This window comes from Sulfurospirillum sp. HTRB-L1 (assembly GCF_059415125.1).
The window spans coordinates 302187-315226 of sequence record NZ_JCAHZR010000003.1; the positions used below are offsets into that span (position 1 = coordinate 302187).

A 13040-nucleotide genomic window follows, 5' to 3' on the forward strand; every position below is an offset into this window, starting at 1 on the left:
CATGTAAGGCACACACCTAAAAAAGAAGTGTAAAAATAACGCCGTCTTTGGTGTTTTTAACGCGCAACACCGCGTTGTGTTTTTGCATAATCATTTGACTCATGTACAACCCCAAACCTGTGCCAAGTTCCTTAGTGGTCACGTTGGCGTCAAAAATGGTGTCGATTAACCCATCACTAATGCGCCCCCCGTTATTTTCTAGCGTTATGCGAGGGGCTCCATTTTTAAGCAAAGCCTTAATCTCAATGAGAGGATGGGGTGTTTCTTGGACCAAAAATGCCTCTTTGGCATTGTTGAGGATATTAATGAGCACTTGCACGATTTCATTAGGGTAACCCACAACCGTAAAATCGTCTTTGATATCAATGCGCACATCGATGGCGTATTTTTCCAGCGAAACACGCAACAGGTTTTTCGCTCGGTGAATCGCCTCGTACACGGTAAATTCGGTTTTTGTTTTATTTGGAAGAAAGAAGTGTTGAAAATCATCAATAGTGTGGGACATAAAAGAGAGTTGAGTGGCGGCTTCTTTTATTTTTCGCACCAAACGCTCTTTGTTTAATTTACCTTTTTCGCTGTACAACTCAAGGTTAATCAAAATAGCGCTCACTTGGGCCAAGGGTTGCCGCCATTGGTGTGAGATATTGCCAATCATCTCCCCCATGGAGGCAAGCCTGTTTTGGCTCACCATCAAGATGTCGTTTTTCTCCTGCAACCACATTTCGCTTTTATGCATCCTGTGAAGCAAAAGGATAAAAAGCACAAACACAACAAACATGACCACGCCACCCACGATGAATTCTTCCGCATGGTAGGTCAAGATGCTAAAAATGGGGATTTTAAAGGTAATCATCGCAATCACGTCCCCTTCTTTGCCCATAAATTCGGGAATCATGCCGTATTCTTCCACCATGCGTTTGGGCGCGCTGTTGGCCGAATGGCACTGCACGCAAGAGGGGTGAGAGTTGCGAATGGGAAGGCCTACAAAAAAATAGGGCTTGCTGTCTTCTTGGATGATGCGCGCGTATTCGTCGTATTTTCCCTCTTTAAAATCGTCCAAAATCTCATGCTCAAAATCATTGCCAAGGTGTTCAGGGTTGAGCGGGTTATACGCTACGAGTTGGTAGTCATAGTCCATTCTTCCTTCCCCTTGCTGCAAACTGTGAACCGCGCTTGTGATGAAGGTAGAAGAGAGCAATCTGGGGTCAAAAAAATCTTCTGCAAGTAGTTTTTTCTCTTTGAGCTCCTCAATCAAGGGCCGCTGAACGATAGAGACATAATCACGGATGGCATTCATGGCGCCCAAGATAAGCAAGGCTTCATGTTTGGCATCTTTTAAAGCAAGCCCACGGTAAAAATTGAAAAAAAGAAGCGTAACGATGACGTATAGCCCGCAAAAAAGAAGGATGATGACCTTAAAATTATACTTCACACACGTACCCGACACCGTAAAGGTTTTTGATACATCCACTGCCGATTTTTCGGCGCAACTCTTTAACGATGGACTTTAGCGCCTCTTTGCTTGGCTGTTCAAATTCCCACATGTATTCAAACAGTTGCTCGTACGTCACGGTTTGGTTGGGACGCCCAAGAAAGTACTCTAAAAGTTGGCTTTCGCTTTTGGAAAGATGGGTGGTCGTACCCAACGAAGTAAGTGTTTTGCGGCAAACATCATAAGAACACGTAGGCGTCACGGGAACATTTAGACGGTGGTCTACTAGTTCAAGGGCAACCTCTTCAAGGGCGCCAATGAGGCTCTCTTTGTCGTAAGGCTTAATTAAATAGCGCGTAATTTTAAGCTCAACAGCGCGCCAAAGGTACTCTTGTTCGGCGTGTGCGCTCAAAATGACGATGGGGATTTTTTTGTTAAACTGGCGGATTTTTTTGATGACCGCAAGACCATCAATATGGGGAAGTGAAATATCAAACATCAGCACGTCATACACGCCTCGCGTGGCTTCTTCAAGGGCTTCGTTTCCATCTCGAACCCCCACAACTTTGCCAAAGAAAAGCTCCAAAGATTCGACGATATTGGTCAAGATAATCTCTTCATCTTCCACGCAAAGCACTTTTTTGGTTGATAAAATTTCTAAGATGTCATGGTTGTTTTTCATTACTAACTTTCATCGAAGTAGAGTCTTATTGCGTCATCATTATAACACGTTTTCAAAGCAGTGATAGTACTCTTACAACCCTTATATTTCGCCAAATCCTTAGTTTTCTTCACACGCCTTCATCACCTCTTTCCATGCCTTATCAAGACGTTCGCGCACAAACGCTTTGCTGTGAGGTACCACGCACTCCGAACAATCCAAATGCTCTACGCCCTCATGACAAAAGGCCTTAGCAAAACGCGAATGTACCGCGCAACGGCTTTTGACCACGACGCCATTTTCCCTTACATGTAAGCCTTCATCCTTAAAGCGAAAATGGGGACAGGCACATAAAAAACAGTTCAAATACGCCCTGTCGTGACACTTTTTACCGCTAGCGTACAGCAGGCAAAAATCAGGCTCACATTTAACCATGTTTTCAAAGACAAAATACGCCACCAAGGCTTCACCCTCAATGCCTTGTGTTTTTAACTTCGCTACCAAGGCTTCGTGTTTGTGCGCATGGGCCTCAAACCAGCTTTTGTATCCCATTTTTATCCTTACATGTACGCTTACGCGCGCGCTTTGCTTTGCAGGTACAAGGCCTCCACTTTAGCCCTTGCCCACGGGGTTTTGCGTAAAAATTTCAGCGATGAAGCCACGGAGGGGTCGTGGGTAAAACAGCGGATGCGGATGCGGCGGGCTAGCTCCTCAAAGCCGTATTTGGCTTCAAGTTCGGTGAGGATTCTCTCCAGCGTCACGCCGTGGAGGGGGTTGTTGGGTTGCACGTCCATGGTGTTCCTTTTTGGGGCCGATTATACCGCCAAACCCCTTACATGTAAAGCTTTTTTTGTACCTTTTTAAGGCACCGCTTGCTAGAATAGAGCAAGATACATAAAGCACCAAAGGTGCGCGAGCCCTGCGCTGAAGAGAACTCAGCGTTAGCGTAGCTTTTGGAGCTTTGCTTTAAAAGCGTTACTATAAGGAGAAGACATCGCTTCAAAAGCCCACGCCTTTTACCGCTCCCTTCCTCATCTGCCCCCGCAGGATTTTGTGGAGTATTTTTCCGTTTTTGAGGGCTTTTCCCCACCCTTAAAAGATGTCAATCTTCCCATTCGCGAGGCCATCGACACCTTTATCTTTAGCAACCTTGCGCTCCTGCGTGCACGCATGGAAGGCGGTCTTTCCCCCAAAGCCAAAGCTGTTCTCATGCGTCTGGCAAAAGGCGACCGAAAAATCCACTCCATCTACAAAAAAGAGTCCATTTCCCAACTCCAAGGGCGCTCCATCTACAAACAACTCTTTGACGCTGGCTTCATCCAAAAGGAAAAAACCCGCGAACTCCCCCTTAAAACCCACCCCAAGCAGCGCCTCAAAAAATCTTTGCGCCACTACCAAGTGGAAGACAAGGTGCATTTTTGCCACCAATTTGCACGCTTTTGGTTTACCTTTATTGCGCCCCACGACGAGGTGGCAAGCATGCAAAAGCATTTGGATTTCGGGTTTGAGTCTTACGTAAGTCTGGCTTTTGAGCTACTTTCCCAAGCCTTACTGCTCCGCGACCTTGCCCCTTTGGGCGTGATGCATCAGGGCAGTTATTGGGACAAACGCCATGAAATCGACTTGCTCTTAGAGCTTGAAGATGGGCGTGTGATTGCAGGAGAGTCTAAGTGGAAAAATCGTAGAGTGTGCAAAAATATCTTCACCTCCTTGCAACACAAATGCGAACGGGCGCACTTACGCGTAACCCATTTTGTGCTTTTTTCCAAAAGCGGGTTCAGTAAAGAACTCGAACGCATGCAAGACGAACGGGTGTGGCTGTATGACCTAAACGCCTTTGAAAGGTTACGCGATGATTGACGAGCAGTTTTTACAATCCCTTAGTGCTCCTGAAAAAGAGAGTTTCAAACAAGGCCTTGAAGCCCTCATCAACCAAACCTACGTCATCGAAGAGGAGTACAAAACCCTCAACGAATCCTACCTTTCCTTGCAAGCCTTCCTGCGCCAAGTGGTCGAAACCTTGCCCAACGCCTTGTGGGTCTTGGACGAATCAAAAGCGCTTTTTTTGCAAAACAGTGAAGCGGAACGCACCCAAGGACTTTTAGAACTCATCGACACCACGCAAAGCCACCACGAAGTGGAATTTAACGACGCCACCTACCTCATCAAAATCGTCCAAAAAGGCGACAAAACCATCATCTCCGCCACCGACATCACGGGCGAAAAACGTAAAGAACGCCTAGCCTCCATGGGCCAAGTGGCAGCGCATCTTTCGCACGAAATCCGCAATCCCATCGGCTCCATCTCCTTACTCACTTCCACTTTATTTAAAAAAGTAGACACCGCCACCAAGCCCATTGTCTTGGAGATGAAAAAAGCCATCTGGCGGGTAGAGCGCATCATCAAAGCTACCTTGCTCTTTTCCAAAGGCATCCAACCCTCCATGGGCTCTTTTTTTCTGGATGAACTTGGCAGTGAGTGCGAGGAAGCCATGTCGCACTACACTTACACCAAAGACATCACCCTCGCCCTCACCCTCCCACACCTTCCCTACCAAGGAGACAAGGATTTGCTCTCTTTGGTGTTTCAAAACCTTTTGTTTAACGCCATCGACGCCATCGAAGAAGATGAAAACGACGCAGGCACCATTACCCTTTCGTACACCAAAACAAACGGCTTTCACTGCCTTGACATGCAAGATTCAGGCAAACCCATCGAAAACCCCAATATTTTATTTGAACCCTTTAAAACCACCAAAACAAAGGGCAACGGTCTAGGGCTCGCCCTCTCCTTGCAAATCATCCAAGCCCACGGAGGTGTTATCACTCTTCAAGATGCACCCAAGGCCTTTCGCATCGCTCTTCCCTAGCGGAGTCAGGGAACTATTACGCTTTTTTTATTACAATTGTTTTACCTCAACCTAAAGGCTTACCATGAGATTTGTAGCATTGGTCGTCGTCGCCTCTAGCGAATACGAAGACAGATTAAGGGCCGTCGCCAAAGACGCAGGAGCCAGTGGCGTGACCATTCTTCAAGCCCGCGGCAGTGGGCATGAAGAGAAAAAAAGTTTTTTCGCCCTCACCTTTGAGGGAAACCATGCTTTTTTACTTTATATTCTCGAAGAAAATGTCTCCAAGCTTGTCTTAAAAGCCCTCAAGCATGAACTGGAAAACACGCCCACCAAGGGCATTGCCTTTACCCTGCCCATCGGCAACATCGTCGGGCTCAATGAGAAAATCATCAAAACCTTTGAAGAAAAAATCATAGAAGAAGGAGTCCTCTAATGCGCGCCCCTGTTTTAGTCGAAGAGATCATGAAAAAAAACGTCACCACCATCAACCCCAGCGCTAGCCTCAAAGAGGCCTTGCAAGTCATGAAAGCCAAGCGTCTGCATTGCCTAATCGTCGATAAAACGTACGAGAGCGACGCTTATGGCATCATCACCAACACCCAGATTTTGAAAAAAATCCTCGCTGAAGATGGAGACATCGAACTTTTAAACGTTTATGACATTTACAAAAAACCCGCCTTTGCCGTCTCCGCCAAGGTAGACGTCAAGCACGCCGCACGCCTCATGCTCTCCCATGGCGTCAAGCGGGTGGTCGTCACCGACAACAACGAACTCCAAGGAGTACTCTCCAGCACCGACCTCACCGCGTACTTGCTCTCCTTGGTGGATTAATGCACCCGCTCTTGAAGCAATTTGTGGCGACCTTGAAAGAATCCTTTCACAACCTAGTGCCCATCTTGCTCATCATCGTCGGCTTTCAAGCCCTTGTGTTTCAGACCCTTCCCCCTGATGCACTCACCATTGCAATAGGCTTTGGCATTGTCATCTTTGGTGTGGCTTTTTTCCTCATGGGTCTTGAAGTGGGTGTCTTCCCCCTTGGCAACAGCCTCTCAAGCGAATTTTTAGAACGCCGTTCCCTGGTGCTTTTTGCCTTGTTTGGGTTTGCCCTTGGGTTTTCCGCCTCCATCGCCGAACCTGCCATCATCGCCGTAGCTACCCAAGCGGAAGAGATTACCCACGGTGCCCTAAATGCCCTCACCCTTCGGCTTATCATCGCTTTTTCTGTGGGAGGCATCACGGCGTTTGGCATTATCCGCTCCCTTATGGGTTGGCCCATTGCCAAGATTATCATCGCAGGGTACGTGATTGTCTTGCTCATCACCTACTTTGCTCCCAAAGAAATCATTGGCCTTGCTTACGATTCGGGTGGGGTTGCCACCAACGTAGCCACCGTGCCACTCATCGTCGCCCTTGGTATTGGCATCGCTTCGGCATTGCAAGGACGAAATGTCCTTAAAGACGGATTTGGATTTGTGGCTCTTGCGGCGATCACGCCGATGATTAGCATCCAACTCTACGCCATTTTAGTCCTCGGCGATGATTTTACAGCCCCAACCCAAGCCTTTGTCCAAGGAATACCCAAGGTCAAAGAAACTTTTTCTGTGCTCAAAGTATTGGCAGATTTGTTTGAAACTTTTACCAATATTTTACCAATCCTTGGCACCATTATTGTATTTCAGTACCTTGTCCTTAGAAAACACCTCCCCAACCTTGGACGCGTTGCCATTGGTTTTGGGATGCTTGTGGTGGGGCTTTACGGGTTTATTGTAGGCATCAAGCTGGGGCTTTTTCCCATGGGGGAATCCATCGCACACTCTTTAGTTGAAAAAGACAATGTTTACTTCATCTACCTTTTTGCCTTTCTCATTGGCTTTGGCACCACCATGGCTGAACCTGCTCTTGTGGCCGTTATTAAACAAGCCGACCGCTACGCCAATGTACGTCTTAATGTGCTCATCATTCGTCTCTTGGTCGCCCTAGGTGTTGGGTGTGGAATTTTACTAGGAACCTATAAAATCGTCCACGGGCATGACATTTGGTTGCTCATCACCTTGCTTTATGGCATCGTGGTCGTGTGTACGCTTTTTGCACCACCCCAGATAGCCGCCTTTGCTTTTGACCTTGGCGGTGTTACCACTTCGGAAATTACCGTTCCTATCGTCACTGCATTTGGGCTTTACCTTGCCACCAGTATAGAAGGCCGCGATGCCCTCATGGACGGCTTTGGGCTCATTGCTTTTGCCTCAGTATTTCCCATGATTACGGTCCTTAGCTACAGCATTGTTTCAGCATTTATTGCTAAAATGGTACGACCGACACCCTAGGAGGTTTCCCATGCCAAACAGAGAAAAATGTGTTCTTGTTGCCACCGATTTTTCGCCGCGTAGTTTTGAAGTTATCACCAAAGCACACGCTTTTGCCACGGCCTCTAAAATGCCCTTACATGTAGTGCACGCTATTGAGGAAACTTTCTTTAACAAAATCCCTGACCTTGAAAAAGCCAAGCAAAACGCCTTTGACAAATTGCACGCGCATTTTCCTTTTATCACGCGAGATTTCTTTCACTGCGACAAAGGAAAAGTAGAAGAGGTTATTGGCGCGTACACCAACGCTTTTAGCACGAGTGTTGTGTTTTTGGGAAGTGGCGGTGAAAAAGGGGGCTTGCGAGATTTATTTGTAGGCTCTTCCACCAAAGCCATCGTACGCACCTTAAGCGCGCCCGTCCTTGTGGTCAAAACGCACAAAAATGTTGAGGCTAAAAAGATTCTCATCCCAACAGACCTTAGCGAGTCTTCTAGGTGGCACATCCACGCCGTTCAAACCCTCTTCCCACACGCTTCACTGCTGTTGTTACATGTATACACCGTGCCTTTTGGCAATCGTTTAAGCATGTACGGAGTCAAAAAGGGCGAGGTAAGCCTATTGGCTGAAAACCTAAAGATAGCTGCCCAAAACGAAGCGATGCTCTTTTTAGAATCCCTTGGGGAGGGTAAGAAAAACGTTGAGCTTCTTGTGCGTGAAGGAGGTCTTGACACAGCGCTGTTCACCTCAGTGGCCACCATGCACGGCATCCAACTCATCGCCCTTCACACAACAGGCAATGTCAGTTTCTTTGCCTTTGATTTATTGCAAGAAACTGACAAAGACGTACTCATCACAACTGTCTAAGCGACCTCGCCCACCAAGGAGGCTTCAAGTGCTCTGGCAAAGGAGTCTCCTACACTTAGTTGCGTTTCAATAATCACATCTTGGAGTTTTGAGGTTAGCGTTAGTGTTAAGGGTCTATTTCCCGGATGGCTTCGCACCAATTGGTACAAGGCATCAAGACGCTCAAGAGACTCTTCCATGCTCAACGTTACTATCATGGGCTCCTCGGGGATTTCCCGCATCTTGGTTTCCACTTTTTGACTGCGTGCCGCGTCGAGGGTCATGATTTTCAAAGCGCGGATGCGCACAAATTGGTCGTCTCGGTTAACAGCCACCTTAAAAGCCAAAGGCTCCTCTAAATTCATACCTTCAAGCTTTTGCAAATCTTTTTCAAACAAGGTCACTTCCACGTTGCCGTGCAAATCCATGAGGTTGACGATGGCAAAGCGGTTTCCTTTTTTGCTAAACTTGGTCACCACCTCTTCCACTTTTCCTACTACCATCGCATTAGAGCCATCTTCAATGCTCTCAAACTCAGAAGAGAGGGTATACGAAAGCCCTTCCATCTCTACTTTAAAATCATCCAGTGGGTGTCCTGAGATGTAAAACCCAATGCTCTCTTTTTCAAGCACTAACAAGTGCTTGAGGCTATATTCAGAAAGAGGGCTGAGTTTAATATCGACCCGTGTCATCTCTTCGTTTTCCCCAAAAAGAGAGTTTTCGGCCATTTTTTTGGCTTGCGAAGATTTATGGGCCGCTTCGATGATGATTTCCACTTGGTCAAACAACGCCCGTCTGGTCAAATCAAAGCAGTCTAAGCTACCTGATTTAATCAACGCCTCCAAGACTTTTTTGTTCACTTTTTGCGTCTCAACCCGAGAGATAAAATCGCTCAAACTCTCAAAAGGCCGCTCTTCGCGTGCCTCGATGATGCTACGAATCGCCCCATGCCCGATGCCCTTCACCGCGCCAAGACCAAAGATAATCGCATCTTCTCCTTCTTTGGTCTTTCCGCCCATAAACGCAATCTGCGAATTGAGCACCGAAGGGGGCAAAAGTTTAATCCCAAGGCGCTTCACCTCATCAATATACTTGACAATCTTATCCGTGTTGTCTTGTTCGCTCGTGAGCAAGGCGGCCATAAATTCTTGCGGGTAAAAGGTCTTTAGCCACGCCGTTTGGTAGGTAATCATCGCGTACGCCGCCGAGTGGGACTTGTTAAATCCGTAGCCTGCAAACTTCACAATGAGGTCAAACAACTCCGCTGCCTTGGTTTTATCCAGCCCCTTTTGGGCCGCACCTTGAGCAAACTGGCTTTTGAGGTTATCCATCTCTTCTTTAATCTTTTTCCCCATGGCCCGACGCACCAAGTCCGCCCCACCAAGGCTAAACCCACCGATGGTTTGCACAATCTGCATAACTTGTTCTTGGTAGACGATAACCCCATAAGTGGGCTTCAAGATGGGTTCGAGTTCAGGAAACGCGTACTCAATCTCCGCCCGTCCGTGCTTACGCTCGATAAAGTCATTGAGCATCCCTGATTCCATCGGGCCTGGGCGGTACAAAGCCAAGACCGCGATCACGTCTTCGAAGCTCGTGGGTTTGAGTTTGGCGTTGAGTTGTTGCATACCGCCGGATTCTATCTGGAACAAGCCGATGGTGTGGCCGCTTTGGATGGTCTCATACACCTTGGGCTCTTCCATGCTAATCTCCGCCCAGTTAATCACCTTACCAAAACGGTTTTTGATAAGTTTAATGGCATTGTCAATAACCGTGAGGGTCTTTAGACCCAAAAAGTCGAACTTGATTAAATCCACGTCTTCAAGGTATTTTAGCGAATACTGCGTGACCAAATGCTCTTCGCCCGAGGGCTTATACAACGGGGTTTTGTGCCACAACTCTTCGTTGGAAATCACCACACCCGCCGCGTGCATCCCCGCGTTTCGGTTAAGCCCCTCAAGGGCAAGGGCAAACTTCCACACCCGTGCCGCCGTGGGGCTTGTCTCGATGAGTTCGCGCAGTTTTTCTTCTTTTTGAAACGCCCCGGCTTTAAAGTCTTTGTCTCCCTCTTTGCCTTTACCATTGAGCGTAATGCCCAGCTCATCAGGGATGAGTTTAGCCATGCGGTCTGCTTCTGCATACGGCACCCCAAGTACGCGCGCAACGTCACGGATAACTCCCTTGGCAAGCATCTTACCAAAGGTGATGACTTGCGCCACGTTGTAGCGGCCGTATTTTTCCACCACGTAGTTAATGATTTCACCCCGCCTGCTTTGGCAAAAGTCCACGTCGATATCCGGCATGCTGACACGTTCTGGATTCAAAAATCGTTCAAAGAGCAAGTTGTACGGCATAGGGTCGATGTCCGTGATTTCAAGGGAAAAGGCCACCAAGCTTCCCGCCGCCGAACCCCGCCCTGGGCCCACGGGGATGTCGCGCACCTTGGCTTCTTTGATAAAATCCCAAACGATGAGCATGTAGCCGGGAAATTTCATGTTGTTGATAATCTCAATCTCTACATGTAAGCGTTCTTGGTAGGTTTGGTGTTCAGATTCTTTTACATGTAAGAGCCGTTTTTCTAACCCTTTTTGGCATAAATGGGCAAAAAGCACCTTGTCATTTTCCAAGCTGTACATCACCTCAGGCTCTGGAAGTTCCACCCCTTCAGCCTTGGCGTATTCTAGGGTAAATTTAAAATTTGGAGGCGTTGGGTTGCCAAGGTCAAGCTCTAGGTTACATTTTTCCACGATTTCTTGGGTGTTTTCAAGGGCTTCGGGAATGTCCGCAAACAGCCGCGCCATTTGCTGGGGAGATTTGAGAAAAAACTCATGCACCGAATGGCGCAACCGTTTGGGGTCATCAAACTCTTTGTTCATAGCAATACACATAAACGCTTCGTGGGGCTCTGCGTAGTCTTTAAAAGGGTAGTGGGTGTCGTTGGTGGCGATGAGCTTGATGCCTGTCTCTTTAGAGAGTCGCAGCACCGCATCGTCGATGTAATGTTGGTCCTCGATACCATGGCGCATGATTTCAAGGTAAAAATCGTCCCCAAAAATATCTTTGTATTCTAGTGCCACTTCTTTGGCACGTTCGTATCCTTTGGCCCCAAATTGAACGTTGCGAGGGTTGTTGAGATTAAGGTGCCAGTTTACCTCTCCTTGCAAACACGCCGCAGAACACACCAATCCTTCAGAATGCTCACGTAAGAGTTTTTTGTTGATGCGGGGAAAGTAGTAAAACCCTTCAATAAAACTTTGAGAAGAGAGGTACATGAGGTTTTTATAACCCGTGAGATTTTTGGCATACAAGCACAAGTGAAAGCGTTGTTTGACGCTTTTATCTCCCAACTCGTCTTGGTTATGAAGGTACGCTTCCATGCCAATAATGGGCTTGATGCCTTCTTTTTTCATGGTTTGGTAAAAATCAATCGCCCCAAACATATTGCCGTGGTCTGTGATGGCCACTGAGCCAACACCTTGGGATTTAAGGGCTTTGGCGAGGTCTTTAATACGGTTCGCGCCATCAAGTAGAGAATATTCCGTATGGAGATGCAAATGGGTAAATCGGGGTTCGCTCACAAAAAACCTTTCAATAAAAACTAAGCACTAAAAGTGCGCGGGCTTGGCGCCAAGCAGAACTCAGCGTTAGCGTAGCTTTTAGTAGCTTTGCTAGTAAAAGCGTATAAAGAATTTTAAAACTGCATTATAAGAAAAAAGGGCTTAAAAGGCACTCCTCTTTTTGGAGTAGTGCACCCAGTAAATCAACGCTATTCTCACAAGGCTGCACGCCCAAAAACATGGAAGCATGACGGAATAAATCGCGGGGAGAAGTGGTAAGTTCCACAGGGCAGGCATGTTGAGATTTTGAAAGTTTCGCTCCTGATGCGTCTCGCAACAAGGGATGATGCACTATGGTTGCATCCAAAAAAGAAGAAATCCCCATCACATGGGCAAGGTAGCGTTGCGCCAAAGAAGAGGCGCGCAAATCCTCTCCACGCACCACGAGGGTCACACCCGTGCGCCAATCATCCACCACGGAAGCCAATTGGTACGCAGGAAGGTCCTCTTTGCGCCACAGCACAAAATCTCCCATCTCCCTCGCCACAACCTGTGCTTCTTCACACAAAGACACGTCTACATGTAAGCGCAAGGCGGTGGAAAAAGGCTTAAATAAAAGGTGTTTTTCTTTACATGTAAAGGGGTAAATGCCACTGGGTGATTGCGCTAAAATCTCTTTGCGTGAACACGCACAAGCGTAGGTTAAGGGGTGCGGCCACAGGGTTTCTTTGGCGCGTTCGTAGTGTTCCATGCGGTGAGGAAGTGCAAACTTTTTTTCAAACTCTCCTACACTTGTAGGCCCCTCATCCCAGTCAAGCCCAAGCCATTCAAGGACGCGAAAAATATGTTCCACATAGGCATCTTTTGTGCGCAGGGCATCCAAGTCATCAATACGCAAGTGCAGTACGCCGCCCAAAGCACGCACCAGCGCCCACGTAAGGATAAAATTAAGCGCATTGCCGTGATGCAAAAAACCACTAGGAGTAGGAGCAAGTCTGGAAACAATCATGGAAGAAAACAGATGAGCCGCATTAACGCGGCTCGAAGAAGTGGTAGTATGATTAGTAGCGTGACCCGCGAGACTCGCGTGGTTCACGTGGTCGCGCTTCATTGACTCGCAATTCGCGCCCGCCAATCTCTTTGCCGTTTAGTTGCTCGATGGCGGCGTTGCCTTCACTTTGGCTCTCCATCTCAACAAACCCAAATCCCTTGGATCGATTGTTATTCTCACGATCAACAACGATCTTTGCACTTTTGACAGCACCATAGGGTGCAAACGTCGCCTTGAGCTCTTCCTCTGTCATATGGTATGACAAATTACCGACATAGATGTTCACGGTACAACTGTCCTTGAAAAAAATCTCCTAGTCAAAACTAGTAAGTGATGATACC

General features: G+C 47.5%; 13 protein-coding genes. 6 read left to right on the forward strand and 7 right to left on the reverse strand.

What is annotated here, in order from left to right; translation table 11 throughout:
* Positions 1-16: 16 nt before the first annotated feature.
* From AC5SLM_RS07040 to AC5SLM_RS07055, 4 genes are all read right to left on the reverse strand, one after another.
* Positions 17-1432, reverse strand: a complete 1416-nt coding sequence (locus AC5SLM_RS07040) for a c-type heme family protein (protein ID WP_495250232.1) — start codon at positions 1430-1432, stop codon at positions 17-19.
* On the reverse strand, positions 1422-2114 hold the full coding sequence (locus AC5SLM_RS07045; protein ID WP_495250233.1) for a response regulator transcription factor: 693 nt from the start codon (positions 2112-2114) through the stop codon (positions 1422-1424). The genes AC5SLM_RS07040 and AC5SLM_RS07045 overlap by 11 nt, the downstream gene beginning before the upstream one ends.
* Before the next feature lie 99 nt (positions 2115-2213).
* Positions 2214-2645, reverse strand: coding sequence for a hypothetical protein (locus AC5SLM_RS07050; RefSeq protein WP_495250234.1), 432 nt, complete (start codon positions 2643-2645; stop codon positions 2214-2216).
* A gap of 20 nt (positions 2646-2665) precedes the next feature.
* Positions 2666-2887 (reverse strand): VF530 family protein, encoded by a 222-nt coding sequence (locus tag AC5SLM_RS07055; protein ID WP_495250235.1) that lies wholly within the window; start codon positions 2885-2887, stop codon positions 2666-2668.
* A gap of 259 nt (positions 2888-3146) precedes the next feature.
* Between AC5SLM_RS07055 and AC5SLM_RS07060 the strand changes: the two genes are divergently transcribed.
* The 6 genes from AC5SLM_RS07060 to AC5SLM_RS07085 all read left to right on the forward strand — a co-directional run bounded on the left by AC5SLM_RS07060 (position 3147) and on the right by AC5SLM_RS07085 (position 8112).
* A complete protein-coding gene (locus AC5SLM_RS07060; RefSeq protein WP_495250236.1) occupies positions 3147-3953 on the forward strand; it encodes a DUF234 domain-containing protein in 807 nt (268 codons plus the stop codon).
* On the forward strand, positions 3946-4962 hold the full coding sequence (locus AC5SLM_RS07065; RefSeq protein ID WP_495250237.1) for a sensor histidine kinase: 1017 nt from the start codon (positions 3946-3948) through the stop codon (positions 4960-4962). The genes AC5SLM_RS07060 and AC5SLM_RS07065 overlap by 8 nt, the downstream gene beginning before the upstream one ends.
* Before the next feature lie 64 nt (positions 4963-5026).
* Complete coding sequence (locus AC5SLM_RS07070) at positions 5027-5377, forward strand: P-II family nitrogen regulator (protein WP_495250238.1); 351 nt, start codon at positions 5027-5029, stop codon at positions 5375-5377.
* Positions 5377-5775 (forward strand): CBS domain-containing protein, encoded by a 399-nt coding sequence (locus tag AC5SLM_RS07075; RefSeq protein ID WP_495250239.1) that lies wholly within the window; start codon positions 5377-5379, stop codon positions 5773-5775. Before AC5SLM_RS07070 ends, AC5SLM_RS07075 begins: the two co-directional genes overlap by 1 nt.
* The gene (locus AC5SLM_RS07080) at positions 5775-7268 is read left to right on the forward strand and encodes a DUF1538 domain-containing protein (RefSeq protein WP_495250240.1); all 1494 of its coding nucleotides are present in this window, start codon (positions 5775-5777) and stop codon (positions 7266-7268) included. Before AC5SLM_RS07075 ends, AC5SLM_RS07080 begins: the two co-directional genes overlap by 1 nt.
* A gap of 10 nt (positions 7269-7278) precedes the next feature.
* Positions 7279-8112 (forward strand): universal stress protein, encoded by an 834-nt coding sequence (locus AC5SLM_RS07085; protein WP_495250241.1) that lies wholly within the window; start codon positions 7279-7281, stop codon positions 8110-8112.
* On the opposite strand, the gene dnaE is transcribed toward AC5SLM_RS07085, so the two are convergent.
* The 3 genes from dnaE to rbp form a co-directional block, all read right to left on the reverse strand.
* Positions 8109-11669, reverse strand: coding sequence for a DNA polymerase III subunit alpha (gene dnaE / locus AC5SLM_RS07090; protein ID WP_495250242.1), 3561 nt, complete (start codon positions 11667-11669; stop codon positions 8109-8111). The genes AC5SLM_RS07085 and dnaE overlap by 4 nt on opposite strands.
* A gap of 124 nt (positions 11670-11793) precedes the next feature.
* Positions 11794-12759, reverse strand: coding sequence for a glutamate--tRNA ligase family protein (locus AC5SLM_RS07095; RefSeq protein ID WP_495250243.1), 966 nt, complete (start codon positions 12757-12759; stop codon positions 11794-11796).
* Positions 12710-12985 (reverse strand): RNA-binding regulator, encoded by a 276-nt coding sequence (gene rbp / locus AC5SLM_RS07100; RefSeq protein WP_495250244.1) that lies wholly within the window; start codon positions 12983-12985, stop codon positions 12710-12712. Before rbp ends, AC5SLM_RS07095 begins: the two co-directional genes overlap by 50 nt.
* Between the last annotated feature and the right edge of the window lie 55 nt (positions 12986-13040).